The organism is Corynebacterium tuberculostearicum (genome assembly GCF_032821615.1).
Lineage (GTDB): Bacteria > Actinomycetota > Actinomycetes > Mycobacteriales > Mycobacteriaceae > Corynebacterium > Corynebacterium tuberculostearicum_H.
On the sequence record NZ_JAVBIF010000005.1, the window covers coordinates 99,968 to 126,256 of the forward strand.

Sequence of the window (26,289 nt, forward strand, 5' to 3'; positions counted from 1 at the left end):
GGGGTTAGAACGGGAGGTTAGGCAGTGGTGGGAGCTTGAAATCCTGCAGCTTTTTCAGGTCCAGGCCGGGGTGGCCATTCATGTACCAAGCTACGATGCCAGCGCCTACGCCTAGGGCAGTAAGGATAGCCGCGATGGTACCGGCCTTGGAAGAACCAGCAGAAGAGCTGGAACTCGAGTCAGCAGGCTTGTTTGTGCCAGGCTGCGGCTTGGACTCTTGGTGCAGCTTGGTGATGGAAGGCACGTCCTTTTCAGTAACCTTCGGGTCATCCATGCCTTCGACGACGTCCTTGAGGTTGGTGCCGGCACGAGAGGAATTATCCACCTTCTCAATGGACGCGTAATCCTTAGCGACGGTGCCGTCAGTCTCGTTTAGGAACAGCTTCGGTGCCTTCTTGGTGGTGTTGAAGTCGAACATGTTGTTCAGCTCTCCGGCACGCTCGTCAAAGGCGATTCCACCTAGGCGGCCGAGGCCCCAGTTGTCCTGGATGAACTTAGTGACGGAGGTCTGCTCGGTGTAGGTGGAATCGATGTGGTTAGTCTTTGCGTACGGGGAAATGACCAGCAGGGGCTGGCGGGTACCCGGACCGCACTGGCCGTGCTTATCGCCTGCGACGCCGACCTTAGCTGCGGCGGCGGTGCAGATTTCTTTATCTTGGTGCGGATCGTTGGAGCCGTTGCGGATTTCTGGGGCCTTGTGGTCGTACCAGCCGTCGGAATCGTCGTAAGCGATAACCACCGCGGTGGAATCCCACTCCGGGGAATTTTGCAGCTCGTTTATGTAGTGGGTGATAAAGGCCTGCTCGTCCAACGGATTCGAATAGCCGGCGTGGCCGTCTTGGTAGTTAGCGGCCTTCAAGAAGGACACGGCCGGCAGGTTGCCCTGCTCGATTGCGGTGTCGAAGTCCTTCAGGTCGTATTGGTGGTTGGCGCGGTCGGTCTTGCCAATCATTTCATCGCTCGACGGCGCCAAGTGGTGCGGATTAGCAGTGGATGCATAGTACTGGAACGGCTGGTGGTGAGGGTTGTAATCCGTCTGATTCTGGCCAGTCAGCGTGGTGTGGGAAGCGCCGCAGCGGGCACGGGCATTATCGGTAGCTTCGTCAGTAGGGCGGAAGCCGCCTTGGAACCAGCCCCAGGTGACGTCCTTGTCGTTGAGTTGGTCGCCGATGTTCTTGGAGTGCATTGCGGTGACCTGGTTGGTGCCTGCGGAGGAGTTATTAGAGCAGTCGTCGTAAAGCGGGTCTGGGTCGCCGACGACGGTAGCGGTCTTGCCGTCCTCGGAAACGCCAGCGAGGGCGTGGTTCTTGCCCGCTTCAATCTTCTTCTGCTCACCGGTGGCGGGGTCATGCATGGTGCCGCCGGCCACGGTGCCGGAAATCAGGTTCAGCGCGCCAGGGGTAGACGGGCCGAAAATAGTGGAGTAACTGTTGTCGTTCAGAGCGAAGTTCTGCGCATAATTCCACATGCCAGTGACGGTATTGCCGTCGTAGTAGCCCATGGTCATGCCAGGGGCGGCATAGTAGCCATTGGAGGACTTATCGATGTCGGTGGACACGGTCTCTGGGAACTTGTCCATCTTGCCGCCGTTGTATGCGGCCTGCTCATCGCCGTAGTGATGGTTCTGGTCCGTAGTCACGGCGTGGTCAGGCCCAATGCGGAAAGGCTTGACGGAGTTGGGGTTCTTCTCCCCCATTACGTCATCATTTTCGAGGTTTTTCGCCTTTGGGGTGCCTTCTTTTGCGGTGAATTTAGGGGCGCTCTTGCCGCTGCCCTGCAGCTTCTCACCGTCCTTGTTCAGTGCATTAGGGTAGGTTCCGAAGTAGTGGTCGAAGGAAATGTTCTCCGAGTAGATAACGACAACATGCTCGATTGGGGTGGTAGTGGCCGCCTGAGCGATGCCGGGGACAAGTGATGTAGTGGCAGCTGCGGCGGCGCAGACGGCCACAGCGCGAGAGCGAAGCTTCATGAAAAGTCCAACCTTGGTCAAGAAATAGCGGTGCAGGTCGAAAGTGGCTGTGGCTCATCGAGCGAGTCATCGGTCGCTTTCGAATCGAGATTTAACGCCGCCAACACATAAACCGCAACTAGTTCACAAGGGTGTCCCCGGCCGTGGGGACACCCTATAGAAGCAGCTCACTTTGGACTTTGGGATAGCCACACCCCGAAAGCTGTTAACGAAAAGTTAAAGATCTATTCGGCTCCACTTTGCAAACAGGTGGGGTTTTAATCGTCGGCGTCGGTAGACAGCGCGGCCACGAAGGCCTCCTGTGGCACCGAGACGGAGCCCAGCGTCTTCATGCGCTTCTTACCGGCCTTCTGCTTCTCCAGGAGCTTGCGCTTACGGGAGATATCGCCGCCGTAGCACTTAGCCAGCACGTCCTTGCGCATGGCGCGGATGTTTTCGCGGGCGATGATCTTCGAGCCGATGGCCGCCTGGACGGGCACCTCGAACTGCTGGCGCGGGATGAGCTCCTTGAGCTTCTTGGTCGTCTTATTGCCGTACCACTGGGCGGAATCGCGGTGGACAATGGCAGAAAAGGCGTCGACCGGGTCGCCGTTGAGCAAGATGTCGACCTTTACCAAGTCCGCGAGCTGCTCGCCGGCCTCTTCATAGTTCAGCGAAGCGTAGCCCTTGGTGCGGGACTTGAGCATATCGAAGAAGTCGAAGATGATTTCGCCGAGCGGCATGGTGTAGCGCAGCTCAACGCGGTCCTCGGAAAGGTAGTCCATGCCGCCCATCTGGCCGCGCTTGGACTGGCACAACTCCATGGTGGGGCCGACGAACTGCTCGGGCACGATGACGGTCATCTTCACCACGGGCTCGTAGACCTCGTTGAGCTTTCCTTCCGGCCAGTCAGACGGGTTGTGGACCCACTTTTCCTCGCCGTCTTCAGCCACCACGCGGTAGGTTACCGATGGCGCGGTGGAAATCAGGTCGAGGCCGAACTCGCGCTCCAAGCGGTCGCGGGTGATTTCCATGTGCAACAAACCCAAGAAGCCGCAGCGGAAACCAAAGCCGAGGGCGACGGAGGTTTCGGGCTCGAAGGTTAAGGAGGCGTCGTTAAGCTGCAGCTTTTCCAAAGCATCGCGCAGGTCCGGGAAGTCGGCCTGGGAAATGGGGAAAAGGCCGGAGTAGACCATCGGGTCCGGGTCCTTGTAGCCCTTGAGCGGGGTTTCGGCGCCGCCGTTGGACCAGGTGACGGTATCGCCCACCTTGGTCTCGCGGACGTCCTTTACGCCGGTAATGAGGTAGCCCACCTCGCCTGGGCCCAAGCCATCACACTTTTGCATCGTGGGCGAAACGATGCCGATTTCCAGCAGCTCGTGATTGGCGTTGGTCGACATCATGGTGACCTTCTGGCGCGGGGTGAGCTTGCCGTCCACCATGCGGATATAGGTCACCACGCCGCGGTAGGTGTCATAGACGGAGTCAAAAATCATCGCGCGGGCCGGCGCATCGGCGTCGAATTCAGAAGATGGCGGCGGGACTAGCTCGCAGACCTTGTCCAGCAGCTCGACGACGCCCTCGCCGGTCTTGCCCGACACGCGCAGCACCTCTTCCGGCTCGCAGCCGATGATATTAGCGATTTCCAGCGCGTATTTTTCCGGGTCGGCGGCCGGCAGGTCGATCTTATTGAGGACCGGGATGATTTCCAGGTCGTTTTCCATCGCCAGGTAGAGGTTGGCGAGGGTTTGGGCTTCGATGCCCTGGGCGGCGTCGACAAGCAGGATAGCGCCCTCACACGCCTCGAGCGCGCGGGAGACCTCGTAAGTAAAGTCCACGTGGCCGGGGGTGTCGATCATCTGCATGACGATCTGTTCCCCCTGCGCGGTGCCGGACTGGGGCACCCACGGCAGGCGCACGTTCTGCGCCTTAATGGTGATGCCGCGCTCGCGCTCGATGTCCATATTATCGAGGAACTGGTCACGCATATCGCGCTCCGCAACCACCTTGGATAGCTGCAGGATGCGGTCCGCCAGCGTCGACTTGCCGTGGTCGATGTGAGCAATAATGCAGAAGTTTCGGATTCGGGCGGGATCCGTAAACGTCGTGGCCGCAAAGTTTTCAGACATACGTCTACAATAGTCGACATGAAAAGCGCCATGCTCACCCGTCTGCGCCAAGCGCTGGGAATCAGCGAGCGCGAGCCGATAGACACCGGCCTGAGCCGCATTAATTCCCGGTTGGGGCTGGATAGGTCGGATGAGTTCCACGAGCCGCGCAAGGCCGCCGATATCCGGGTAGAGGCCACCGCCTCCCACCCCCGCTCCATATTTTTCTCCCCCGATATGGACGGCCAGGCCGATTCCGGCGAGGTGGTCTGGGTGTGGGTGCCGGCCGAGGGTAAGCAGGCGCCACCGCGCGAGCGCGCCATTTTGGTCGTGGGTCGCACCCGCACCACGGTGATGGGTTTGCTCATCTCCCCCAATCCAAAGCATGCGCTTGACGACGCCTGGCTGGAAATCGGTTCCGGCGAGTGGGACGAGTCCGGCTGCGATTGTTGGGTCCGCCTCGACCGCCTGCTCGAGGTATCCGAGGAGCAGGTGCGCCGGCAAGGCACGCTTTTTCCGGAACGCAGGTTCGAACGAATCGCGAATAGGTTGCGGGCGCGCTACCACTGGGCCTAGCCGCCGCGCGACCGGCGGCCGCGGGGAGAGTTTTGGCAGGTCGGGTTCGGTACTGCTATTGTGTGTTGGTTACTTACTTGCCGGGCGCGTTGGTCGGGGCGGGCAGGACCTTGGGTTCGCTCTTCGAATACCAGCGCCGAGCGCGCCAGTAATTGCTGGCCGCGGGAGTAGTCCGAGTAGGTCGGTTTCTACGTCAATCACTTTCGATTACTAAGAGGTATTTTTCATGGCAAATATCAAGTCCAAGCAGAAGCGCGTTATCACCAACGAGAAGGCACGTCAGCGTAACAAGTCCGTTCGCTCCGCCGTCCGTACCGAGATCCGCAAGTTCCGCGAGACCGTTGCCGCTGGCGACAAGGCTGCTGCTGAGAAGCAGCTGCGCGTGGCATCCCGCGCCCTGGACAAGTCCGTGTCCAAGGGTGTCTTCCACCGCAACACCGCAGCCAACAAGAAGTCCGGCATGGCTTCCGCGTTCAACAAGATGGACTAAGAGCCATTGCACAGATTATCCCCCGGTCGCGCTCTACGGAGCGCGCCCGGGGGATTTTCTTAGCTTATTTTGGGCGGCGGAACCGGCAGGCAGGGCCGGTGAGACTTAGGCGGGGCGCTTAGGCCAGTTCGTCGTTGAAGTAGTCTTCGAAGATGGCGCCGGCGTTGTGGAAGGCGTCGGCAAGCGAAGTGCCGCCACGGGTTTCCACGAAGGTCTCAAAGGCGGTCAGGAACTGGGTGTGGATGATGTTGACGGTCGGCGTGAGGCGCGGATCGGAGGACTTCCAACCCTCACGGGCCTGTACCGCCTGGCGGACGCGCTGAATGATGCGGCTATTGCGCTGGCAGTACAGGGCGCGCAGCTTCGTGTCCTTTGCCAGTGCCTGGGCCGTGAGCTGGGAAATTTCGGGGAAGAACTCATTGCCTACGGCACGGTTGAATTCGGCCATGGCCATGATTTCGGAATCTTCGCGCAGGCTTCCGGTGGGTAATCCGGCGGCGAAATTCTGGAATTGGCTCTCTACTTCCTCCGAAAATTCGGGGCCTAAAACTGCCGATTCTTTGTCTTTTATGTGATTGAAAAGGGTACGGCGGGAAACGCCTACCTCGTGTGCGAGTTCCTCCATGGTGAACCCGTCATAACCTCTCTGGATGACGAGGTTGAGCGCAGCGACTCGGATTTTTGATATACGCGGCATAAATGCCCCTTTCTGTCCCGACGCTCTTTAAGCTTCAGTATCTTTTCTTTCTCCCTAAAGAATTGTGAGGAAATTCTATTTTGCCTACAAACTAAGGGATTTTGGGGCGATTTTATTACCTTATATTCGGTCAGGGAAACCACCATGCGCTTCGCGGGAATTCCCCGCCTGCGCGACGGCGAGTTTGCGCCCGTCATGGCACTAATCAGGAAAACTGTGACGTTGGACAACCAGGCCGCCACGCTCGCGCGGCCGGTCCCACATCTTATCCGCTCGTGCGTTCGAAAGCCCGATGGTGCTCGTGTCCGGTGGGGCGGCTAAGATGAGTCAACGATGAAAAACGTTAAGCCACTGGTGAAATGGGCGGGCGGGAAGCGCCAGCTCTTGCCGCATATCCACGCCGCCCTGCCGGCGGAGACCCCGCGGCGATTTTATGAACCCTTCATCGGTGGCGGCGCGGTGCTTTTCTCTCTCGAACCGGCCAGCGCACGGGTCAACGATCTCAATAGTGAGCTCATCAACCTCTATGAGGTGGTGCGCGGCGGCGTCGATGAGCTCATTGAGGAACTCGCGGGCTACCCCAATGAGGCAGAGTTTTTCTATGCGCTGCGCGCAGTGGATCGGGATGCCCACAAGTTTGCCGCCCTCTCCCCCGTCGAGCGCGCCGCGCGAACGTTGTATCTGAATCGCACCTGCTATAACGGCCTGTACCGCGTGAACGCGGCCGGCCAATTTAATGCCCCGTTTGGGCGTTATAAGAATCCCACCATCTGCGATGAGGACACGCTGCGCGCGGTGCACCGCTATTTTGCGGAAAATGATGTGACCTTCTCGCAGGGCGATTTCGCCGCGGCGGTAGCAGAGGCGCGCGAAGGAGATTTTGTCTACTTTGACCCGCCCTATGACCCGGTGAACGTGACGAGTTCGTTTACCGGCTACCAAAAGGGCGGCTTTGACCGTGCGGAGCAAGAGCGCCTCAAAGAGGTCTGCGATGACTTGGATAGGCGCGGGGTGAAGTTCCTGTTGTCTAATTCGGCCACCGAGTTCATCCGCGAGCTCTATGCGGACTATGAAGTAGGCATCGTGGGCGCGACGCGGGCGATTAACTCCGTTGGCTCGAAACGCGGCAAGGTCGACGAGGTCCTGGTGCGCAACTACGAGGTCCGCGGTGACTAGCGGGCCGGAAGCGCGGGAGCTGCGGGCGCGCTTTGGTGTGCCGGAGTCGGTGAAGCTCGGCGTCAATGACTGGGGGTGGCTGCGCATCCTGGCGGCGGGATACGACGCGGAGCTGGAGCGGCGCGGGTATTTCTATATCGGCGCGCGGGAGCTAGAACGGCTTTCGGGCCGGCAGCCGCGGCTGATGGCCAAGCATGATTTTTCTACGTCGCGGCCGTGGATCTTTCAGCGCCTCCAGCTGGGAATCGTACCGGTCAGCCGCAGCGAATACCTGGTGGGCCGGTTCAACCTCTACGAACGGTTTCCAGAAACGCAGCGCGGCGAGGTACGCACGCTGGAGTTGCCCGCGGGGCTGGACACCCTCTCGTTGGAGGGGGTGAGCTCGGAGGCGGTGGCGTTAAATGGGGCGTCGGCAAGCGGGATGCTAGAGGACTTCCTGGGCTGCGGGCCATTGCAGGCGACGGTGGCCGGGCGCATGTCCACGCGCGGGCTTAAGGTGCGGCTGCCGGACTTGGGCGTGGATGTGGCGGTGGACCGCGCGCAGATGGAGATCGACGGCGGCTTCGAATCGCTCGAGCACCTGGTGCTGGTGGAGGCGAAGAACCACCTTTCGGACGATTTCAATATCCGGCAGCTATATTTTCCGTATCGCCGGTTCCAGCAGCGCCTGGCCAAGGATGTCGTGCCGGTTTACCTGGTGTATTCCAATGGTATTTTCCACCTGTACCGCTATGAATTTCGGGACCCGGCGGATTTTCGCAGCATTGCGCTGGTTGATAGTGCCCGCTACGCGCTGTCCGCCTCGACCCTGGACGCGCAGGCGGCGCTCGACATTGTGCGGGCGGTGGAGCCCGATCCCGAGCCGGCCGTGCCCTTCCCCCAGGCCAATAGCTTTGAGCGGGTGGTCAACCTGCTGGAGCTCATCGCCCTGCAGCCGCTAAGCAAGGCGGAGATTACCCAGCGCTATGATTTCGACCCGCGCCAGGCGGATTATTATGCCAACGCCGCGCGCTACCTGGGCCTGGCGGAGCCGGTGGAGGACACGTGGGAGCCGACGGAGCGCGGGCGACGGGTTATTGAGCAGCCGCAGCGCGACGCCCGGAATGGGGCGCTCATACGGGCGCTGGCGGCGCGGCGGGTTTTCCGCGAGATCCTAGAGCTCAGCTTGGCCCGCGGCGCGGTGGCCAGCACTGCGGAGATTTGCGCGGCCATGGAGGGGCTGGGCCTGAGCTTGGCGACGTCCCGGCGGCGCGCCTCCACCGTCGCCCGCTGGACCCAGTGGGTGCTGGACACGGTGGCCGAGGGCACGCCGCGCCTGTTTTAAGCCAGCAGGTTCTGCCCGCCGGAGATGATGAGGACGATGCCGGCGATGATGAAGAAGAGGCCAGAGCCGATGTCGATCCACGGGCCGGCGGCGATGAGCTTGCGGCGCACGGCATTGGTGGAAATTACCGTGGCGACGACGAGGAAGAAGAGGAAGGCCGACAGCGAGAGCGAGAGTGTCAGCGCAATGGCCAACCAGATGGGTGGGCTAGCCGGAAGCAGCGGGGCGATCATCGCGGCGAGGAAGAGCACGATTTTCGGGTTGGACATATTCGTGGCCAGGCCGACCTTGAAGGCGGTGCGCAGGCGGCCGAGCTGGGCGGCGGCGTCTTCTAAGTCCACGGGCGGGTTGGCGCGCTGGGCGATGCCGCTGCGCAGCGCGCGCGTTCCCATAAACACTAGGAAGCAGCCGCCGATGGCTTGGACCGCGCCGAGGATTTCCGGGAAGGCGGTCAGCAGCGCGGCGGCGCCAAAGACGGTGGCGGCGCTCCAAAAGAGCACGCCGATCTGGATGCCGGCGGCCGCGGCAATGGCGTGGCGGCGCGAGCGGGTGGCGTAGCGGGTCACCAAAATGATGTCCGGTCCCGGCGAGGCGACGCCCACCAGGTTCATCAGCAACAGGGTGAAGAAGGATGTCCAGGTCACTCCCCCGCCTCGCTTTCGAGCCGCGGGAGAAGGTCGTCGCGGCCAAACATGCGGGCGGAATCCAGCGCGGAGGGATGGCCGGCGGTGGGGTCGGCGTGGGCGGAAAGGAGGGCGTCGACAACCGCGTCTTCCTTCTTGAAGATGGCACCGGCCAGTGGGGACTGGCCGCGGTCATTGAGCAGGTTGACGTCCGCGCCGGCGCGGGCAAGTGCGGTAACCAGCTCGGCGTGGCCGTGATAGGCAGCGAGCATAATAAAGGACTGGCCTTCGTGGTTAACGAGGTCGATATTTACGCCGTGGTCGATATAGGCGAGGAGGTCCAGGTTGCCCTCGCGCGCCATGTCGAAGAGTCGACCGGCGAATTCTTGCACTTGCGTCTCAGACATGGTTTCTAGCTTATCGCGCCAGTTCCGCGACGCGTTTGACGGCCGCCTCTATGGCGAATTCGGGCTCGCCGCCTTGCCCTTTGACGGCGGCATCGAGCTCGGAGACGAGGATAACCGCCTTGGTGACATTATCGGCGGACCAGCGGCGGGCCACGGGCTGGGTCATTTTGACCACGTAGGGTGCCAGACCGGTTTGGCTCGCCAGCGAATACTGGTCCCCGCGCGCGGAGTAGAGGCGGGCGACGGCGCCGACCTTATTGGCCAACGCGGCGACAATCGCCACGGGGCTCGCGCCCAGCTGGAGGGCGCGGCGGCAGGTGGATACGGCGGCTTCGACGCGGCCGGCGACGGCGGCGTCGGCAATGTCCCAATTGGCCACCTCGGCCACGCCGACGTAGTAGTTTTGCACCGCCTCGCGGGTGACATTGCCGCCGGTATCGGAGACCAGCTGGGAGATGGCCGAGGCCAGCTCGCGCAGGTCAGAGCCCACTCCCTCGAGCACGGCGTGGATAACGTCCGGGGTGGGGCGCACGCCGTGGCTGGAAAATTCGCGGGTGGCCCACTGGCCCAGCTCATTGGGGTAGAGCGAAAAGACCTCGTGGACCTCAGCAATCTTGCGCAGCTTGGCCACGAGCTCGGGCTGCTTCTTCTTTTTCTTCAGCGTCTTGGCCGTCACGGAGTAGATGATGACCATGGTCATGCCCGGCGCGGGGTTGGCGCAGGCGCGCAGGATGATATCGACTACTTCTTTGCCGGCGCGCTCGCAGTCGCTGATGACGATGACGCGGTTATCGCCAAAGAGCGACGGGCTGGTGGCCTCGAGGATTTCGCCTTCAGAGACCTCGGAGGCCTTGAGCTTCGTCAGCTCGGGCCGAGCACCGGTGGGGCCGCTCTCCTCGGCCGCGGCGCGCTGGATGTGCAGGCGGGCGCGTTCGGTGAGGAATTCATCGTCGCCAAGGATGAGGTGTACTGGAGGCATGCCCGCCATTCTAGCTTGCGGCCAGGCCGAGCCAGGCGATGCCCGCCAGCGTCAGCGCCAAGGTGAGCCACGGGCGGTGATAGAGGAGGCCGGCGATAATCCAGGCGTAGGCAAGCAGCGTAAAAAGCGGATTGGCAGGGATGGTGACCACAGGCAGGTGGGCCACGCCGTGGGCGACGGTGTTAATCCACCACGAGAAGGGCTCAATGAGGCGCAGCAAGCCGGCGCCCAGCACGTCCAGCGGGCCAAGTTGGGCAAAGATGGCGGCGATAAGCCCCACGATGGTAATCGGCACGGTGGCGGGCTCGACGAGGATATTGGCCAGCACGGAGACCACGGAGACCTCACCGGACATGAGTGCTACCAGCGGGAGGGTGACGATATCGGCGGCGATGGCCACGGCGACCGCGCGCAGGAAGATGGCGGGCCAGCCGGTCACGGCCAAGTGCTTGTAGATGAGCGGGCTCAGCGCCACGATGCCGAGCGTCGCCGCACAGGATAGGGCGAAGCCGAAGTGCACGGCGAGGTCGGAATCCACAAAGAGCAGCGCGATGATGCCGAGACTGAGAGCATGGATGGGCTCCATGCGGGTGGAATTGAGCACAGCAAGCAGCCCCACTACCCCGGCGACGGCCGCGCGCTGGACGGAGGGTTCGAAGCCCACAAGCAGAACATAGGTGGCAAGGGCGCACAGGGAAGCGGCCACGCGGGCGCGGGGCCCGAGCGCGAAGGCGGCGCAGACCACGGCCGCGGCGGAGCAGACTATGGCCACATTGGCGCCGGATACAGCACTCAAGTGGGAGAGCCCGGTGGCGATATACAGGTCACGCTCGGCGGTATCTTGCAGCGCGGTATCGCCGAGTACCATGCCGGGGATAAGGCCCTGGCTGGAAGGACCGACGGTATCGAGTACCAGCGCGCGGAAATTCTCGGCCACCTCGGCCGCCCAGCCGGCCAGGCCTTCGGGTTCGGCGGTTACCTGCACGTCGGTGGCATTGGCGCTGAGCTTTCCGACGCCCGCCCTATCCGACTCCCCTACCCTTACCCTGGCCGTAACCTCGGCGCCAGCGGCCGCTGGGACTGGTTCTGGGCTAAAGACCGGCAGCTGGGTCGGGTATCCCGGAACCTTGAGCTTGAGCAGCCAGCCGCCCGTACTGGTCTGCGTTGGTGCAGTGACAAGGCGCCCGGTGACTTCGCTGCCGAGGTCGAAGGCGGCGGCGCGAGCCTGGCGCACCGCGGCGACGAGCGCCGCACCCCCAGCGACCGCCCCGCAAAAGAGCGCTTGGCCCCATTGACGGGCAATGAGGCACAGCGCGACGACGACCGCGATCAGTGCGGTGGCCCAGCCGCGGCCGGCGAGCAGCACGGCGATGACGGCCAGCCAGGCGGTGGCCGCGCCGGGGACGAGCCGCAGTTCTCGCATCGCGCACTCGGGTACGGGCTAGAGCTGGACTTGGTCTTTGAGCTGTGCCAGCTTCGCCGGACCGATGCCGGAGACCTCGAGGAGCTCTTCTACATCCTTGAAACCGCCGTGCTCCTCGCGGTAGGCCACGATGGCCTGCGCGGTCACCTCGCCGACGCCCTTGAGCTCGGTGAGCTCCTCGGCGGTGGCGCTATTAAGGCTCACGCCGCTGCCGCTAGCGCTGTCGCCGGGGCTGCTGGAGTTTCCGCTGGCTGGGGCAGGTTCGCCGGGTGCGGGAGCTGGGGCGGCGCCGGAGGGCAGGATGTGGAGTTGTTGGCCGTCGGAAAGCCGCTGCGCATGGTTGAGGGCCATGGTCTCGGCGCCTGGTAGCGGCTGGGCGGCATCGAGGGCATCGGCCACACGCGCGCCGGGCTCGAGTGTTTTCAGACCGGGCTCAGCCACCTCGCCGATGACCGAGACGATGATCTCGCTAGGCTCTTCGCTGGGGGCCGCGCCTGGGCTCATTGCTGCAGGCTCGGGCATGCCGGAGGCGTCATCGGAGCGCGCATTAATGCCGAGCCAGACCACCACGCCGATAACGAGAATGACCGCCACGGCGCAGGCCTGCCAGGGGCTGATGCGCAGTCGCGGGCGCGGGTAATCGACGGCGAGGAGCTCTTCCTCGCCGGTGGGTTGGGTAAATTCGCGGAGTCGTTCGCTGATCTTGGGTGCCGCCATGGCGCTGAGGCTAAGCGCAGGCGCAATTAAGCGGTAGGTCGAGCGAAGGTAGCCTGTGGATAACTTGTTGTGGGCGTCAACGAACCCGGCGCGGTGGGGCTAGTTATCCACAGATCGGCGCGGCGGGAAGGCGCGGGGTCGACCACGTGTGTGAGGATGTGCTGGTTCCGCGGGAGGCTCGGAGCTAAACACGGCGGAGACGCCGATGGCGGAGGGGCCGGCGTGGACAGAGAGGACGTCGTTAAGCGGAGTGCAGAGGAAGGACGACCCCTGCGGCAGCGCCGCTTCAAGGAGCGCCTCCAGCTTGGCAGCCGCGTCTTCGGCCTGATTGTGCTGAATGGCGACGAAGGCCGGCTCGCCGTCCGCGCGGGAGGCGATGAGGTCCACCAGCTTGGTAAAGGCCTTGGTCTGGGTGCGGGTCTTGCCCACCAGCTCCAGCTTGCCGCGGGTAATCGACATAATCGGCTTGGTGGCCAACAGCGCCGTAGACAGCACGGCCGTGGCCGGGGAAAGGCGGCCGGAGCGGCGCAGGTCCTCCGTGGAATGCAGGTAGACCCAGGTAGACGCGCGCTTGAGGGTATCGACGGCCGCGGCGTAGCACTCGTCCAAGCTGGCGCCGCGGGAGGCGAGCTTAGCCGCGGACATGGCGGCCGCGCCCATGGCCATGCCGGCCGAGCCGGAGTCAATAACCCGCACCGTGTGCGGAAAGACGCCGGAGGCGGATACCGCCGCGGAATAGGTAGAAGATAGCTCTTTAGACAGGTGAATGGCCACCACGCCGTCATCCTGGGCGCGCTCCATTTCGCGGCCGTAGGCGGCGGCCAGCTCCAGCGCGCTCAGCCCCGAGGTGGAGCGCTCCAGGCCATCCTTGCCGTGGCTTTCCATAAGGTGCAGGTCAATGACGGTGATGGATAGCTGCTCCGCCAGCTCCGGCGGCAGGCCCGCGGAGGAATCCGTAATGACGCGAACCGTCACTAGATATCCGCCCCGCCGTCCCCGGTGACCTCGCCGCCCATATTCCAGCCGTCGAAATACCACTGGGCGCTGCCCACATTGTCTGGGGTGAACTCCAGGGAGGACAGCGGCGTTTCCGGGTTAAAGTCCGGGCGGGCGGTCAGCTGCGACCAGTGGGTATTTTTCAGTCCGGAAAGGATGCCGTACTGCGCGTGGTCGAGGCCCAGCAGGTGGCAGGTCAGCGCTGAGATGGCGCCGCCATGGGCCACGATGAGGACGGGGCCGTGGTCCCAGCCGGCGAAGTCTGCCATGAGCTCATCGACGACGGGCCGGGCGCGCTCGGCCACGTCCACGCGGGATTCGCCCTGCGGCGGGGCCCATGTGGGGTCGTGGCGCCAGATGGCGCGCGCGCCGGGGAACTCGGCATCTACTTCGGCGGAGGTTCTGCCCTGCCACTGGCCTAGGTGCGTCTCGCGCAGGCGGGCATCCGTGGTGAAATCCACGCCGAGGGCCTCAGCGACGACGCGGGCGGTTTCGCGCGCGCGGAGGAGGTCGGAGGCGACGATTTTAGACACGCCCTGATCCTGCAGCAGGCGCCCGGCGGCGCGGGCCTGCTCATAGCCTAGCTCGGACAGCTCGGTGTCCAAGTGGCCCTGCATGCGGCCGGTGGCGTTATAGGTAGTTTGTCCGTGGCGGATCAGGATCAGGCGGCGGCTCATGCGGGCTTAAAGCTCCTCGTCCTCACCAGGGACCTTATCGGCCAGTGGGAGCTCATCGATGGAATCGACTTCGCGCGGGTTAACGCCATTGGTCCATTCGCCCGGGCGCTCTGGGGCCTCGATGCCCTCGATCTCCAGTGCCGGGCAATCGTGGTACAGGCGGTCTAGGCCGTAGAACTCGCGCTGGTCATTGCGCTGAACGTGGACGACGATATTGCCATAATCCAGCAGCACCCAACGGTTCTCGCGGTTGCCTTCGCGGCGCTGCGGCTCGAAGCCTTGCTTGGTCATTTCGTCTTCGACTTCATCCACGATGGAGCCCACCTGGCGCTCGTTGTCTGCAGAAGCGAGCACGAAGACCTCGGTAATAGCGAGGACATCGGAGACATCAATGGCCGCGATATTGGTGGCCAGCTTTTCTTGCGCGGCGTGGGCCGCGGTTTCTGCCATGCGGCGGGCGAGATCAGAAGTAGACAATGTGTAAAAATTCCCTTTTCGCGTCTGAGTATATTCGGTATGAACTATCTCTATTGAGAGTCTATTCTTGCACGTTTAGCAGGCCCGTGCCCAAAATCTGGGGAAGGCCGCGGAAGTTTCTACAGGGGCTTATCTGGGTTAGGCCCATAGAGATTGTTCTTGGTGATGTACTGCACCACCCCATCCGGAACGAGGTACCACACGGGCTGCCCCTGCCCGGCGCGTTCGCGGCACGCCGTGGAGGAAATCGCCATGGCGGGGATGTCGATGAGATCGATAGCCTCTTGCGCATCGGCAGGTAGCATATCGGCGCTTAATTCATAGCCGGGGCGGGTCACGCCCACAAAGTGCGCCATCTCCAGCATCTCTTCCCAGTTATGCCAGCTCATGATGGAGGCCAGCGAGTCGGCCCCGGTGATGAAGTAAAACTCCGCCTCCGAGAAGAGTTCGCGCAGGTCCCGCAGTGTATCAATGGTATACGTAGGCCCCTCGCGGTCAATATCCACGCGCGAGACGGTAAAGCGCGGGTTGGACGCGGTGGCCACCATCGTCATCAGGTAGCGGTGCTCGGCCGCAGTGACGTCGCGGTGGGACTTTTGCCACGGCTGGCCGGTGGGAACAAAGACGACGGTATCGAGGGCAAAGCGGTGTGCGGCCTCGCTGGCCGCTACCAAGTGGCCATTGTGGATGGGATCAAAGGTGCCACCCATGATGCCGATGCGCTGTGGGCTAGTCATGGGTGGTGATTATAGTCGCGTTACTAAGGGCGGGTCTGACCGGTGCCCTGCAGGATCCACTTGGTAGAGGTCAGCTCCGGCAGTGCCATCGGGCCGCGGGCATGCAGCTTCTGGGTAGAAATGCCGATTTCCGCACCCATGCCATAAACCTCACCATCGGTAAAGGCGGTAGAGGCGTTGAGCATGACCGCGGCGGCATCTACCTCGTTGCCGAACTTCACTAGGACGTCGGCATCCTGCGCGGCGATGGCCTCGGTGTGGCCAGTGGTGAATTCGGCGATGTGGGCAATGGCACCGTCGACGCCGTCGACCACCTTGGCGCAGATATCCATGGACAGCGACTCTTCGCGCCAGTCCTCATCGGTGGCCTGCACGGCATCCTTGACGCCGAAGGCCTCGAGCTCGGCGACGTCGCCGTGGATGGTCACGCCCGCCTCCTGCAGCGCAGTGATAATGCGGAGCTTGGCGGAGTCGTCCAAGGCGGCGTCGATAAGCACGCACTCCGTGGAGTTACACACGGACGTACGGCGGGTCTTGCCGTTGATAACCATGTCGATGGCCTTGTCCAAGTCCGCAGAGGCGTCCACGTAGAAGTGGCAGTTGCCGGTGCCGGTCTCAATGGCTGGGACGGTGGCGCCGGTGACAACGGCCTCAATAAGCTTGGCGCCACCGCGCGGAATAACCAGGTCCACCAGGCCGCGAGCGGTGATGAGGTCTTGGACGGAGTCGTGGGTCTCGCACGGCAGGAGCTGCACGGCCTCGCGCGGAAGGTCAAACTCGGCGAGGGTATCCTGCAGGATTTCTACCAGCTTGGCATTGGAGTTGCGGGCGGACTTGGAACCGCGCAGCAGCGGCACGTTGCCGGACTTAATGGCCAGACCAAAGGCGTCCACGGTGACGTTGGGGCGGGCCTCATAAACCATGCCCATGACGCCGAGCGGCACGCGCACCTGCTTCATCTGGATGCCGTTATCCATGGTGCGGCCCTGCAGGATTTCCCCTACTGGGTCTTGCAGGCCAGCTACCTGGCGCAGGCCATCGGCGATGCCTTCGACGCGCGCGGCGTCGAGGGACAGGCGGTCAATGAGGGACTCGGACATGCCGCGCTCGCGGCCGGCTTCGATGTCCTGCTTATTAGCGGCGAGGATATCCTCGGTGTGGGCAATGAGGTTTGCGGCTGCGCGCTGCAAGATTTCATTCTTGCGCGGCGTGGATAGCTGCGCTACGACGGGCGCGACTTCCTTGGCAGCACGGGCTTTGGACAGAACTTCTTCGCGTTCAGTGTTGCTCATGTCATACCAGCCTAACGAAAGGCCACGCGCTTTTCAGCCAGTTGGGCGGCAATCACCCGCACGGTGGTGTCCTTATTGGCCGAGCTCGCGGCGGCGCTTGTCGGCTGCACGGCGGCGGCGCCTCTCGAACCGCCGCTCAAACATGAGGTATTCCTCTTCGTGATAGCTCAGATCATAAACGAAGCGGGCTCTGGCCGAGCACACCATGCAAATAATAGGAATAACCCAGAAATAGGACCAGTGGAAGACGAAATACCCGAGCACAATGGAAAGAATGGTGGCCGCCCAGGCAGCATAATCGACCACCTTTACTTTCTTCCGGCGCTCCTTCATGTCCGCCACCTCGGCCTCGGTGGGGTTGAATGTACTCTCATCATCCGAGCCGCGGTCTAAAGACGGAAGGTCTGCAAAGAGTTGGTCGATCTCGGCGCGGGTCTGCGCAGCAGCAGCCTCGGAGGTTCGCCGGTCGTATTCATAGGAATCTAGAGCGCCCTGAGTAAGGTAGCGGCTCAGTTCATCGATGGCCTGGTTGCGCTCGGCATCGCCTACGCGGCTGTCGGGGTTATTCATTAATAGCCCGCCTCAATGTCGACTTCGGTGGGGATTGCCTTGCCTGCGGCGAAGCGCTCCATGACCTTAGCTGTATGCGAACCGATACGCCTGCGCACCGAATACGGCGGATTGGCCTGATGCGGGGTGATGACTACGTTGGGCATGTCCCACAGCGGGTGCCCATCGGGCAGCGGCTCGGGGTCGGTGACATCCAGGCCAGCGCCGGCGATGTGGCCGGCACGTAGGGCATGGACAAGCGCGTCGGTATCCACCAGCGGTCCACGGCCGACGTTGATAATCACGGCGTGGCTGGGCATGGCGCGGAAGGCAGCGGCGTCGAATAGCTGGTGGGTCTGGTCCGTGAGCGGCGCAAGCGCCACAAAATAGTCGGCGGCCGGCCACACGCGCTCGATGTCGGCCGTGGCGAAGGTTTCATCGGCGCCTTCTACCGGATTGCCGGAGCGATTGACCGCAATGATGCGCGGACCAAAGCCCTCCAGCATGCGGATTAGCCGCTTGCCGATGCCCCCAGCACCTACCACCGCCACCGTCTTATCCTCGAACAGGAAGCTGGTGTGCGCCTCCACCTCATCGCGGTTATTCCAGCTCGTTCCCACCCGCTTGTGCGCATGCAATTGGGCGAGCAGAAGCGCAATGGTGGACTCGGCCACGGTGGCGTCATACAGCCCTGCCGCGTTGGACCAGCGGGCGGTGGTATCGCGCATGACCTCGAGCAGGTGGTCCACCCCGGCAAAGGGAACCTGCACCAAGCCGACGCTTGGCGGGAGGGGCTGCGGGAAATCATCGGGACCGCCGTTGAAGATGAGCACCTCGGCCTCCTCCAGCGGGGCACGCTCGTGGCCGGCGGCATCGAGGGCCTGCAGGGTTTCCTCCCACGGGGTGGGCAGCATCGCGTACTTCATTAGTAGCCAGCCTCCGCATCGACGCGGGTGGGCATGGCCTCTCCCCTCTCCCACGCCGCGGCATTGGCGTTAAAGATCGCGCCCAAGTGGTACTGCGCCACGTGCGCGGAGGCGGCCATGTGCGGCGTCATGGTGCAATTGGGTAGGTCATAAAGCGGGTGGCCATCGGGCAGCGGCTCGGGATCCATAACCTCCAAGCCGGCGCCGGCGATTTCGCCGCTGCGCAAGGCTTCCACAAGGTCATCGGTAACCACGGTGCTGCCGCGGCCGACGTTGATAAAGATGGCGGAGGGTTTCATGGCGCGGAAGGTGGCGGCATCGATAAGCCCCTCGGTGTCCTTGGTGGCCGGCAGAATGCAGAAAATAAAATCCGCCTCGCCCCACACGCTTTCGGCCTGGTCCATGGGCACGACCTCATCGGCGCCTTCCACTGCGCGGCCAGAGCGATTGACCGCAGTAATGTGCACGCCAAAGGGCTGCAGGAGCTTAATGAGCTGCTTGCCGATGCCCCCAGCGCCAAAGATCGCTACCCTCTTCGGCCCTTGCTGGTTATAGAGCCAGGCCTGGGATTCATCCAGCTCCTTGGCCACCGACCAGGTAGCGGCTTGGGCGAAGGCCTTGTGGTGGTGCGCCTGGGAAAGGGCCAAACCGAGTGCGGACTCGGCCACTGGCTGGGCAAAGGCGCCGGCGGAGTTGCACCATGGCACGCCGTCTGAGGTAATGACGCCTGCATCGATGAGCTGATTGACGCCGGTATAACAATGCTGCACCCAGCCGATATTCGCCGGCATCTCCGGGATGCGGCGCGGGTTGGGCGCATTATTGATATAGACCTCGGCGTCCTCGATGTTGCTTACGCGTTGGTGCCCGGCAGCCTCGATGTCTTCTACCATCGGCTGCCAGGTTTCCGGTCCCATGAAATACTTCATGCCCCAACCATACGGGGAATCTCCGCCCTCGGTTTAGATGCGGGAGGCGAAGTTGGAGAGGTAGTCCGCGTGGACAACGGAACGGCGCTGATCCTCGGGAAGCTCTTCCATCTTCTTGCCCTTGATGGCGTGTAGCTCCTCGGAGTCGAAGCGCACCTCGCCGCGGCCGATGACTTCGCCATTCGGGCCCAAGATGTCGATGATTTCGCCCTTGGTGAACTCGCCTTGCACATCGGTAATGCCGACGGCCAGCAGCGACGTTCCGCCCTTGGTCACGGCTTCCTTAGCACCTTCATCGAGGCGGACGGCTCCGCCGGTATCGGCGCAGTAGAGAGCCCAGAACTTCCAGGCGGACAGCTGGCGTTCCTCGCGGGTGTGGAAGACGGTGCCTACGGAGGCGTCGGCAAGCGCGGGCCCAATATTGTCCGTGGAGGTCAGCAGCACTGGAATGCCTCCGCGGGTAGCCAGGCGGGCCGCGGAGACCTTGGTGGCCATGCCGCCGGTGCCGACCTTGCCGCCATCGCCGGCCACGACGCCCTTCAGGTCCTTGCCGGTGCGCACCTCATCGATGAACTTGGCATCCGGCTCGGCCGGGTTCTTATCGTAGAGGCCATCCACGTCAGAGAAGAGGAAGAGCGCGTCCGCACCCACCAGGTTGGCCACCAGTGCGGAGAGGCGGTCGTTATCGCCAAAGTGCATCTCGGACGTTGCCACCGCATCGTTCTCGTTCACGATTGGGATGGTGCGCAGCTGGCGCAGGCGGTCGATGGTGCGCTGCGCATTGCGGGCACGGTCGCGGTGGCCGGTATCGGACGCGGTGAGGAGGACCTGGCCGATGGTGCGCTTATAGCGCGCAAAGGACTGGCCCCACACATAGGCCAAGTGCACCTGGCCGACGGACGCGGAGGCCTGCTTGGTAGCCAAATCAGTGGGGCGCTGGTGCAGGCCGAGCGGGCCCATACCTGCGGCAACCGCACCGGAAGAGACAATGATGACATCGGAGCGGCCCATGCGCGCATGGACGGCATCAACAATGTGATCGATCTTTTCCTGGGAAACGCGGAAATTCTCATCCGTGAGGGAAGAGGAACCAATCTTGACCACTACGCGCTTTGCCTGCGCGATGTCGCGGCGGAGATCCGATTCAAAACCGGACGCCACCGGATTTTCATCGAGCGGTTCCGGGAAAGGGGTATCAGCAGTAGGACCGTCAAAAGGCTCTACCGGAAGCGGAAGGATGGGCTCATTCTGTTGATCAGAAGACATAATTTCATAGTCTACAAAGGTTCTGAGCCCAGCACCCCGACTTTGGGGGCGCAGCGCACAAGGCCCGCGGCGGGAGCAGCCTTAGCCCTGCCACCTATCGCGGTTAGCGCCCTCGCGGGTGACCTCTTCATCATTGCCATAATCGTACTCATCGATAAGACCACGGCGCGCCTGGGAAGCGCGCTTACGTTCGGCGGCGGAAACGCGGCCGGTGCCCTTCAGGCGGGCGTCCTCGCCACGGCTTGCCATCGTTGGATCGCCGCCGGTCATCGGCTCCCACTCGAAGGTGATGCCACCGATGGTTACCGGGCAGCCTTCTACTGCGCCCTGCTCGCGCAGCTCGTCTTCCACGCCCGCCTTGGCCAGGCGGTCCGCCAGGAAGCCAACGGCCTCGTCGTTTTCGAAGTCCGTCTGCAGGATCCAGCGTTCGATCTTCTTGCCTTCGACAATGAAACCGCCCTGCACCTCCGGGTCCCGGGAAATGGTGAAGTCTGCAAAGGAACCGGTGTTCTTCTTATGGCCCTGTGCCTTGGGGTGGATGACCGTGTGGTTCGGATCGCGCTTGGGCTTCGGGCTCGCCTTGTGATGCTCAGTGACCATCTCCATGAGCTTGTACTTCAGCGGCTCCAAGCCCTTGCGGGCAGCAGCGGAAATAATGAAGACTGGCCAGCCGAACTTTTCCTTGAGGTCCTCTTGGACAAATTCCGCGAGTTCCTCAGCCTCCGGCACATCAGCCTTGTTGAGGATGATGATGCGTGGGCGCTCGCGCAGGTCCCCCAGGCCGGTGTCCTCTTGCAGCGCCTCTTGGTACTTGGCCAGCTCGTTTTCGAGGGCCTCAATATCGGATTCCGGATCGCGACCCGGCTCGATGGAGGCGGTATCAACTACGTGCGCCAGCACCGCCGTGCGCTCGATATGACGCAAGAAATCCAGGCCGAGGCCCTTGCCATCGGCTGCATCGGGAATAAGGCCAGGCACATCCGCGATGGTGAAGGAGCTATCGCCCATATCCACCACGCCCAGGTTGGGCTGCAAGGTGGTAAACGGGTAATCACCAATCTTCGGCTTGGCAGCAGAAAGAACCGAAATCAACGAAGATTTACCCGCCGAAGGGAAACCCACGAGTCCGACGTCCGCCATGGACTTCAGCTCGAGGATTAGATCGTGCGCTTGGCCCGGCTCGCCCTGCAGGGCAAAGCCTGGTGCCTTGCGGTTCTTAGAAGCAAGCGCGGCGTTGCCTAGGCCACCGAAGCCGCCTTCCGCAGCAACAAAGCGGGTGCCAGGCACCGTCAGGTCAGCCAGGGTATCGCCCTTTTCATTGCGCACCACCGTGCCGGCAGGAACCTCAAGGATCAGATCCTCGCCGCGGGCGCCGTTGCGCATATCGCCGGCACCATTGCCGCCGCGCTGGGCCTTAATGTGCGGGCGGTAGTGGAAATCCATCAGGGTATGGATCTGCTCAGAGACCTCGAGGACAATATCGCCGCCGTGGCCACCATTGCCACCATCTGGGCCACCCAAGGGCTTGAACTTTTCGCGGTGGACAGACACACAGCCGTGTCCACCGTCGCCAGCTTGCAGGTGCAGGACGACGCGGTCAATAAAACGTGCCATGGTCAAACCCTCCGTTTGTTAAATCTTTGTCCCCGCCAGTGTAATGCGTGTCTTGGGCTGGACTCCAACCGTTTAGCCCATGGTGGATTTTGGCCACGCTTTTCCAGAAACAGTGCGCGCATCCCAGTGGCGCTGAACATCTTCGTTGGTCAACCGCGTGGGGTAAATTGCAGCAAAAGACATATACCCCAAAAAGTTATCGGGACTTAGCTCCGGCCAGCGGTCGTGATTGCCGGAGTAGCCGTAGCGAACGAAGCCCTCGCTGCCGCCTGTGAACCGATACAGCGGGGAAGACGAGGTCTTAAAAGATTCTGGCTGCCCATCGACGTACAGCCCCATTTCATTAGTGGAAAAATCCCAGGTTGTTACTACTTGGTGCCACTGTCCATCGTCGATGCGCTCGGTACTTTTGACCTGATCATAAACTCGGTCGATCCCTAGAGGGGCTTGGCGCACCTGGAACCCCACGGTGCCATCGCGAAGCACTTGGATTCGCCATACCGGGCGCTCAAAATTGCCGTAAATGGAATTTACCGCCACCGTGCCTTGTGGATGTGAAGTATTAATCCACGTCTCCGTGGTGAATTGCTCAGGCATGGTAAATGCACTCGCATTAGCCGTAATAGTCGACTTGATGGAATTAAGGCGAGCGGTAGCTAGGGCTCCATCCGTAGAGTTGTCACCTTTGAAGTATGCATGCTTTTCGATCCCCACACATGGCTCTTCCCCCGCCTGTTGGCTTCCGTCATACACCCAGTTGGTATTCGGTCTGATTGGCCTGCGGTTCGCCAGGGTCCAAGCCGTCTGATTGAGCGAGTCATTCGTGGCTTGTGCGTACGGAGTATGGAAATGATACAGGTAGCCCCCATATTTCTTGGTGGTCTGCTGCATTTCTTCGTAGCAGTTGAGGGCATCTACGCCCTCAGCGGTTCCGGCTGCGTTTCGAGAATTGGTGACTCGGGCGCTCCAGCTGCCCAACGTCGGCTGCAAGGAAAAGGCCAAAATCAGCACAATGATGGCTAGGACGGCGGTGGCCACGACAGGAATCCGTTCCTTTTTAAGCATTGGGCTTCACCGCCTCGAGCTCGGTGGTATCGGCATTGGATTGGGCTTCTAAGGTGGCGTCGGCAAGCTCCTGCTCTTCCTTGAGCGCGCGGCGATACTGGGCATAGAACCATGCAAAGGGCGAGAGCACCAAGCCAATGAGGCCTATGATCCACGGCCAGGTCAATGCTGGCACAGGGCGGAAGACGAAGTCGCCCTTCTCATTTGGGGCGTCATCGATAGCGAAAGAATCGGTGCCGGTGGGGCTCATAATGGCGGAGTCTTCTCCCCCGCCCTCACCAAGCGGAACAACCTTGACTGGGAGCAGACCCGTGGAAACCACATGCGCCTGCGCGTAGGCCTCTTCGCCGGTGCCATTGACATTCATACCCAGCAGATAGGCGCCAAGCAGCGGGCGCATGATAATGATGCCAATGGCAAGGCCCAAAAAGACGCCGGTGTTGCGGTAGCGGCGGCGGTGCAGTTCATCGTCGATGCGCAGGGACGCCAGCAGCATCAGCAACCAGCCTGCGGCCATGATGCCTGCAATGCGCACGCCCCACCCGAGCGCCGGACAAGAAAAGATAACTTTGCCCTTTAACGTGTCAGCGGTAGCCGGTAGCGCATCGGGCGCACCATTGAGTACGCCCTGGGTAATAGCTGTATCACCGGCGCGCTCAACCACGTTGTGAGTATGGGTGGTGCCATTAGCACTATCGACGGTGATGGTATCGCCCACCTGCACGTCAGCAATATCTACCGGCTTGGTTATGGCCAAAGAGCCGACTGGAAGTTGCGTGCCCATCGACGGCGTGGTTAAAAAATGCGCCCGGAAACCCGCCAAGTAGAACCCGCCACAGATAATGGCGAGGACTAAAACCACCGCAGCCACAACGGTGGCGAGAGTACGGCGACGTGCCTGCATATACTCATCTCCCGACGTTGTGGCTGCTGAGCTGGCGTGATTCTAGGGCGTAATAACGCTCCTTTATAGCGTGTTCCTTAAGGACACAGGAAGGACTTAAGCAGTCAGGGTCCAGACAAGGTTCTGGGAGATCTGCTGGTCCATGATGGAGGTATCCGTGGTCTCCTTGGGCAAGGTCACGGTGATATCGAAATTCTTCGTCGCCCCCACGGCCATAGGAGCATCGATGTTGAAGGTTTTGCCGGCTAGAGCCGTCGGAGTCTGGTTATCTGCCAGGGTGGCACCGCCGGACTTAACGGTAACCTTGAGCGCATCACACAGGGACTTCTCGCCGGCATCCTGACCAGTTACGGCGCAGTTACCAAAGTTCAAGGTGAAAGCGGAGGCATCGACGGAGCCGGTGTTCTTGAACTGAACGGTGGTGGTCTTGCTATCCCCCGGCACCATCTTCATATTGCCGCCGTACTTGTTGATGTCGGACACGGAGATAGTATTGTTCTTACCTCCAGCGGTGTCTTTGGTCTTGGTGGGTTGACCATCAACGATTTCAGACTCAGACATGGTGAGCTTGCCGGTACCAGCAGTGTTGCCATCGTTAGTGATCTGGGCGGTATAGGCGCCCAAGGTTCCAGCGGCCAGGGATGCTACCAGAGCAACGGAGGCAACGGAGGCGGGCAGGATCCAGCCCTTGCGGGTGCGCTTTTGAGAATCGGACATAGTAAGAGGCTCCTCTTAGGAAAAGTGCGGTCTTGAAAAAGATTGGGGGCTAGTTCCCCGGAACGCGAGTGCTTAGGCGTGGAATTTCCCCTCTATCATGCAGTCAATCAATAGCTAGTCTCAAACTCTCAACTGGGAAAGATTCCGCTGCTTCTTGCGTTAAATCTCGCTCGTACGCCCGCAATCATAACGCCAGAAACTTTCAACCGTCAAGGCTATACGCAGGGCTTTTGGCGCTTATCCTATTTTTATACGGTACACAATTTAAGGTTGAAATTAACCCCGCTGCCCTTGACTTCTACCCCCTTTGGCCGAACAAACGGACTTTCCCAAGGCAAAGAAGCCCCTTTAATTTAAGAACTAGGCAAGAATTCTTAATTTGAAGAAAGAAAGGAGGACTGTTTCAGTGTTACAAATCACACTTCGGGTGAATTATGTGCAGTGCGCAGGAATTATTTCAAGTACCGAAACCATCTACCAAAGACCTATTGCTTGAACCCCACGACTATTCGGTCAAGGCACTGCAGGTATTCCGAGTAGACTTTTCTCCCCTTTCTGGACAGAGAAAGGTCTGTAACTGGAACCTTACCCTCAAAGGTCTTTGCCACTTTCACCAGACCAGCTTCTTCGAGCGCGCCCACTGCCTTTGAAAGAACCGGGTAACCAACGCCCATATAGGCTTTCAAGGTTTGATAATTAGCCGTATCCACCGAATTGAGGCACGCCATGACAGCCAATCGTTTCGGCGAATGCACTAGAGGCTCCAACCCCCGTAGAGCGGATTCGAATTTCACTAACTTCCCGCCTTTAGCTTCCAAGTAGCCATCAGTGCTACAGGAATTCCCGACACCACTGCCATTAACGCAGCCAAAACGACGTCGAAGCCGCCGCCGCTCCATTCCTGCCAGAAAAAATCAGCACCCGCAGCGCACGTCATCGACGCGAACGTGGCAAACAGAAAAAGGATGCGCCAACCCCGCGGTTGGACACCGCGGGTAGAAACAATACGCACAGCCACCCCTACCGCCAGAGCGATGAAGAGCAACGGAGACAGTGCATAGATGATGGCAGCAAGTGACGACTCCGCACCCTTAGACAGGAGTCGACTCAACACAAATAGCGCGATAAGGCTGGCCAAAAGCAACAACCACCACCCCTCAGTGCGCGATACTCCCTCCGGCCGCTTTGCCCTACTAGCCTTTACCTTGCCACTAAATCTGCCCAACTTCATTGCTCTCCCCTGTCGCTTAGTTTCCTAAACTATAACCTCTTTCCATTTTGGAAACAAAGGGCGTAGTTAAAACCAGAAAATCCTCGAGCCGCCCTCACCGGGACAGACTCGAGGATTAACCTCATCGGCCTGAAGTTAAGCAGTTGCCTCTGCAGCAACCTCTTCAGCCGGAACGATGTTGACCATACGACGGCCACGCTTCATACCGAACTCAACGGAGCCAGCTGCAAGCGCGAACAGGGTATCGTCGCCGCCACGGCCTACGTTCTCACCTGGGTGGAACTTGGTACCGCGCTGACGCACGATGATCTCGCCGGCATTAACCTGCTGACCACCGAAGCGCTTGACGCCGAGACGCTTGGACTCGGAATCGCGACCGTTGCTGGAGCTGGAAGCACCCTTCTTGTGTGCCATGTGGTTTTCCCTCCTTTAGGGATAATT

General features: G+C 61.3%; 28 protein-coding genes. 4 read left to right on the top strand and 24 right to left on the bottom strand.

Translation table 11 applies throughout. The annotated features are described in order from the left end of the window. Positions 1 to 4 precede the first annotated feature (4 nt). Positions 5 to 1,969 carry a phospholipase C gene (locus RAE09_RS05795; protein WP_005324120.1) on the bottom strand — a complete coding sequence of 655 codons (1,965 nt, stop codon included), beginning with the start codon at positions 1,967 to 1,969 and terminating at the stop codon, positions 5 to 7. 257 nt (positions 1,970 to 2,226) lie between these two features. After that, positions 2,227 to 4,077, bottom strand: coding sequence for a translation elongation factor 4 (lepA, locus tag RAE09_RS05800; RefSeq protein ID WP_316981190.1), 1,851 nt, complete (start codon positions 4,075 to 4,077; stop codon positions 2,227 to 2,229). Between the two features lie 18 nt (positions 4,078 to 4,095). Between lepA and RAE09_RS05805 the strand changes: the two genes are divergently transcribed. Both RAE09_RS05805 and rpsT read left to right on the top strand, forming a co-directional pair. Next, positions 4,096 to 4,632: a type II toxin-antitoxin system PemK/MazF family toxin gene (locus RAE09_RS05805; protein ID WP_179386861.1), complete on the top strand. Its 537-nt coding sequence runs from the start codon at positions 4,096 to 4,098 to the stop codon at positions 4,630 to 4,632. 226 nt (positions 4,633 to 4,858) lie between these two features. After that, positions 4,859 to 5,122: a 30S ribosomal protein S20 gene (gene rpsT / locus RAE09_RS05810; protein ID WP_005324114.1), complete on the top strand. Its 264-nt coding sequence runs from the start codon at positions 4,859 to 4,861 to the stop codon at positions 5,120 to 5,122. A 118-nt stretch (positions 5,123 to 5,240) separates the two neighbouring features. On the opposite strand, the gene RAE09_RS05815 is transcribed toward rpsT, so the two are convergent. Beyond that, entirely contained in the window at positions 5,241 to 5,819 is a 579-nt protein-coding gene (locus tag RAE09_RS05815) for a TetR/AcrR family transcriptional regulator (protein WP_316981191.1), read from the bottom strand. A 333-nt stretch (positions 5,820 to 6,152) separates the two neighbouring features. On the opposite strand from RAE09_RS05815, the gene RAE09_RS05820 reads away from it, so the two are divergent. Beyond that, positions 6,153 to 6,995: a DNA adenine methylase gene (locus tag RAE09_RS05820; RefSeq protein WP_316981192.1), complete on the top strand. Its 843-nt coding sequence runs from the start codon at positions 6,153 to 6,155 to the stop codon at positions 6,993 to 6,995. After that, complete coding sequence (locus RAE09_RS05825; RefSeq protein WP_200435324.1) at positions 6,988 to 8,319, top strand: type II restriction enzyme; 1,332 nt, start codon at positions 6,988 to 6,990, stop codon at positions 8,317 to 8,319. Before RAE09_RS05820 ends, RAE09_RS05825 begins: the two co-directional genes overlap by 8 nt. Here RAE09_RS05825 and RAE09_RS05830 read toward each other — a convergent pair. The 21 genes from RAE09_RS05830 to rpmA all read right to left on the bottom strand — a co-directional run bounded on the left by RAE09_RS05830 (position 8,316) and on the right by rpmA (position 26,262). Continuing rightward, positions 8,316 to 8,963, bottom strand: a complete 648-nt coding sequence (locus tag RAE09_RS05830) for a LysE family translocator (protein WP_250412482.1) — start codon at positions 8,961 to 8,963, stop codon at positions 8,316 to 8,318. The genes RAE09_RS05825 and RAE09_RS05830 overlap by 4 nt on opposite strands. Continuing rightward, positions 8,960 to 9,349, bottom strand: coding sequence for an ankyrin repeat domain-containing protein (locus RAE09_RS05835; protein WP_316981193.1), 390 nt, complete (start codon positions 9,347 to 9,349; stop codon positions 8,960 to 8,962). The genes RAE09_RS05830 and RAE09_RS05835 overlap by 4 nt, the downstream gene beginning before the upstream one ends. A 10-nt stretch (positions 9,350 to 9,359) precedes the next feature. Beyond that, positions 9,360 to 10,337 (bottom strand): DNA polymerase III subunit delta, encoded by a 978-nt coding sequence (holA, locus tag RAE09_RS05840; RefSeq protein WP_316981194.1) that lies wholly within the window; start codon positions 10,335 to 10,337, stop codon positions 9,360 to 9,362. A gap of 1 nt (position 10,338) precedes the next feature. Beyond that, positions 10,339 to 11,751: a ComEC/Rec2 family competence protein gene (locus RAE09_RS05845; protein WP_316981195.1), complete on the bottom strand. Its 1,413-nt coding sequence runs from the start codon at positions 11,749 to 11,751 to the stop codon at positions 10,339 to 10,341. An 18-nt stretch (positions 11,752 to 11,769) separates the two neighbouring features. Beyond that, positions 11,770 to 12,468, bottom strand: a complete 699-nt coding sequence (locus RAE09_RS05850; RefSeq protein ID WP_316981196.1) for a ComEA family DNA-binding protein — start codon at positions 12,466 to 12,468, stop codon at positions 11,770 to 11,772. 99 nt (positions 12,469 to 12,567) lie between these two features. Beyond that, positions 12,568 to 13,443, bottom strand: coding sequence for a DegV family protein (locus RAE09_RS05855; protein WP_316981197.1), 876 nt, complete (start codon positions 13,441 to 13,443; stop codon positions 12,568 to 12,570). After that, positions 13,443 to 14,141 (bottom strand): histidine phosphatase family protein, encoded by a 699-nt coding sequence (locus RAE09_RS05860; protein ID WP_316981198.1) that lies wholly within the window; start codon positions 14,139 to 14,141, stop codon positions 13,443 to 13,445. Before RAE09_RS05860 ends, RAE09_RS05855 begins: the two co-directional genes overlap by 1 nt. A gap of 6 nt (positions 14,142 to 14,147) precedes the next feature. After that, a complete protein-coding gene (gene rsfS / locus RAE09_RS05865; protein ID WP_179387589.1) occupies positions 14,148 to 14,591 on the bottom strand; it encodes a ribosome silencing factor in 444 nt (147 codons plus the stop codon). Between the two features lie 146 nt (positions 14,592 to 14,737). Further along, positions 14,738 to 15,355: a nicotinate-nucleotide adenylyltransferase gene (nadD, locus tag RAE09_RS05870; protein ID WP_316981199.1), complete on the bottom strand. Its 618-nt coding sequence runs from the start codon at positions 15,353 to 15,355 to the stop codon at positions 14,738 to 14,740. Positions 15,356 to 15,378: 23 nt separating this feature from the next. After that, the gene (locus RAE09_RS05875; RefSeq protein ID WP_316981200.1) at positions 15,379 to 16,647 is read right to left on the bottom strand and encodes a glutamate-5-semialdehyde dehydrogenase; all 1,269 of its coding nucleotides are present in this window, start codon (positions 16,645 to 16,647) and stop codon (positions 15,379 to 15,381) included. 72 nt (positions 16,648 to 16,719) lie between these two features. Further along, entirely contained in the window at positions 16,720 to 17,217 is a 498-nt protein-coding gene (locus RAE09_RS05880) for a DUF1707 SHOCT-like domain-containing protein (protein WP_316981201.1), read from the bottom strand. Continuing rightward, positions 17,217 to 18,122: a D-isomer specific 2-hydroxyacid dehydrogenase family protein gene (locus RAE09_RS05885; protein ID WP_316981202.1), complete on the bottom strand. Its 906-nt coding sequence runs from the start codon at positions 18,120 to 18,122 to the stop codon at positions 17,217 to 17,219. The genes RAE09_RS05880 and RAE09_RS05885 overlap by 1 nt, the downstream gene beginning before the upstream one ends. Beyond that, positions 18,122 to 19,051, bottom strand: a complete 930-nt coding sequence (locus tag RAE09_RS05890) for a D-isomer specific 2-hydroxyacid dehydrogenase family protein (RefSeq protein WP_316981203.1) — start codon at positions 19,049 to 19,051, stop codon at positions 18,122 to 18,124. Before RAE09_RS05890 ends, RAE09_RS05885 begins: the two co-directional genes overlap by 1 nt. 33 nt (positions 19,052 to 19,084) lie before the next feature. Beyond that, on the bottom strand, positions 19,085 to 20,317 hold the full coding sequence (gene proB / locus RAE09_RS05895) for a glutamate 5-kinase (RefSeq protein ID WP_316981204.1): 1,233 nt from the start codon (positions 20,315 to 20,317) through the stop codon (positions 19,085 to 19,087). 81 nt (positions 20,318 to 20,398) lie between these two features. Next, a complete protein-coding gene (gene obgE / locus RAE09_RS05900; protein ID WP_316981205.1) occupies positions 20,399 to 21,931 on the bottom strand; it encodes a GTPase ObgE in 1,533 nt (510 codons plus the stop codon). A 72-nt stretch (positions 21,932 to 22,003) separates the two neighbouring features. Continuing rightward, positions 22,004 to 22,996 (bottom strand): LamG-like jellyroll fold domain-containing protein, encoded by a 993-nt coding sequence (locus RAE09_RS05905; protein ID WP_316981206.1) that lies wholly within the window; start codon positions 22,994 to 22,996, stop codon positions 22,004 to 22,006. After that, positions 22,989 to 23,900, bottom strand: a complete 912-nt coding sequence (locus RAE09_RS05910; RefSeq protein WP_316981207.1) for a S24/S26 family peptidase — start codon at positions 23,898 to 23,900, stop codon at positions 22,989 to 22,991. The genes RAE09_RS05905 and RAE09_RS05910 overlap by 8 nt, the downstream gene beginning before the upstream one ends. A 96-nt stretch (positions 23,901 to 23,996) precedes the next feature. Continuing rightward, positions 23,997 to 24,617 carry a hypothetical protein gene (locus RAE09_RS05915; protein ID WP_316981208.1) on the bottom strand — a complete coding sequence of 207 codons (621 nt, stop codon included), beginning with the start codon at positions 24,615 to 24,617 and terminating at the stop codon, positions 23,997 to 23,999. Positions 24,618 to 25,102: 485 nt separating this feature from the next. Continuing rightward, positions 25,103 to 25,372, bottom strand: coding sequence for a transcriptional regulator (locus RAE09_RS05920; RefSeq protein ID WP_316981209.1), 270 nt, complete (start codon positions 25,370 to 25,372; stop codon positions 25,103 to 25,105). Between the two features lie 38 nt (positions 25,373 to 25,410). Further along, the gene (locus tag RAE09_RS05925; protein ID WP_316981210.1) at positions 25,411 to 25,764 is read right to left on the bottom strand and encodes a hypothetical protein; all 354 of its coding nucleotides are present in this window, start codon (positions 25,762 to 25,764) and stop codon (positions 25,411 to 25,413) included. Between the two features lie 219 nt (positions 25,765 to 25,983). Beyond that, positions 25,984 to 26,262, bottom strand: a complete 279-nt coding sequence (gene rpmA / locus RAE09_RS05930; protein ID WP_005329214.1) for a 50S ribosomal protein L27 — start codon at positions 26,260 to 26,262, stop codon at positions 25,984 to 25,986. Positions 26,263 to 26,289 lie beyond the last annotated feature (27 nt).

Bases quoted from the DNA above. Each gene is read 5' to 3' on its own strand.
- RAE09_RS05890 (WP_316981203.1), bottom strand. From the start codon at position 19,051: ATGAAGTATTTCATGGGACCGGAAACCTGGCAGCCGATGGTAGAAGAC.
- rpsT (WP_005324114.1), top strand. From the start codon at position 4,859: ATGGCAAATATCAAGTCCAAGCAGAAGCGCGTTATCACCAACGAGAAG.
- RAE09_RS05845 (WP_316981195.1), bottom strand. From the start codon at position 11,751: ATGCGAGAACTGCGGCTCGTCCCCGGCGCGGCCACCGCCTGGCTGGCC.
- rpmA (WP_005329214.1), bottom strand. From the start codon at position 26,262: ATGGCACACAAGAAGGGTGCTTCCAGCTCCAGCAACGGTCGCGATTCC.
- RAE09_RS05910 (WP_316981207.1), bottom strand. From the start codon at position 23,900: ATGCAGGCACGTCGCCGTACTCTCGCCACCGTTGTGGCTGCGGTGGTT.
- RAE09_RS05795 (WP_005324120.1), bottom strand. From the start codon at position 1,969: ATGAAGCTTCGCTCTCGCGCTGTGGCCGTCTGCGCCGCCGCAGCTGCC.
- proB (WP_316981204.1), bottom strand. From the start codon at position 20,317: ATGTCTTCTGATCAACAGAATGAGCCCATCCTTCCGCTTCCGGTAGAG.
- lepA (WP_316981190.1), bottom strand. From the start codon at position 4,077: ATGTCTGAAAACTTTGCGGCCACGACGTTTACGGATCCCGCCCGAATC.
- nadD (WP_316981199.1), bottom strand. From the start codon at position 15,355: ATGACTAGCCCACAGCGCATCGGCATCATGGGTGGCACCTTTGATCCC.
- RAE09_RS05805 (WP_179386861.1), top strand. From the start codon at position 4,096: ATGAAAAGCGCCATGCTCACCCGTCTGCGCCAAGCGCTGGGAATCAGC.
- RAE09_RS05880 (WP_316981201.1), bottom strand. From the start codon at position 17,217: ATGAATAACCCCGACAGCCGCGTAGGCGATGCCGAGCGCAACCAGGCC.
- RAE09_RS05905 (WP_316981206.1), bottom strand. From the start codon at position 22,996: ATGCTTAAAAAGGAACGGATTCCTGTCGTGGCCACCGCCGTCCTAGCC.
- RAE09_RS05815 (WP_316981191.1), bottom strand. From the start codon at position 5,819: ATGCCGCGTATATCAAAAATCCGAGTCGCTGCGCTCAACCTCGTCATC.
- holA (WP_316981194.1), bottom strand. From the start codon at position 10,337: ATGGCGGGCATGCCTCCAGTACACCTCATCCTTGGCGACGATGAATTC.
- obgE (WP_316981205.1), bottom strand. From the start codon at position 21,931: ATGGCACGTTTTATTGACCGCGTCGTCCTGCACCTGCAAGCTGGCGAC.
- RAE09_RS05860 (WP_316981198.1), bottom strand. From the start codon at position 14,141: ATGAGCCGCCGCCTGATCCTGATCCGCCACGGACAAACTACCTATAAC.
- RAE09_RS05850 (WP_316981196.1), bottom strand. From the start codon at position 12,468: ATGGCGGCACCCAAGATCAGCGAACGACTCCGCGAATTTACCCAACCC.
- rsfS (WP_179387589.1), bottom strand. From the start codon at position 14,591: ATGGCAGAAACCGCGGCCCACGCCGCGCAAGAAAAGCTGGCCACCAAT.
- RAE09_RS05835 (WP_316981193.1), bottom strand. From the start codon at position 9,349: ATGTCTGAGACGCAAGTGCAAGAATTCGCCGGTCGACTCTTCGACATG.
- RAE09_RS05820 (WP_316981192.1), top strand. From the start codon at position 6,153: ATGAAAAACGTTAAGCCACTGGTGAAATGGGCGGGCGGGAAGCGCCAG.
- RAE09_RS05885 (WP_316981202.1), bottom strand. From the start codon at position 18,122: ATGAAGTACGCGATGCTGCCCACCCCGTGGGAGGAAACCCTGCAGGCC.
- RAE09_RS05875 (WP_316981200.1), bottom strand. From the start codon at position 16,647: ATGAGCAACACTGAACGCGAAGAAGTTCTGTCCAAAGCCCGTGCTGCC.
- RAE09_RS05915 (WP_316981208.1), bottom strand. From the start codon at position 24,617: ATGTCCGATTCTCAAAAGCGCACCCGCAAGGGCTGGATCCTGCCCGCC.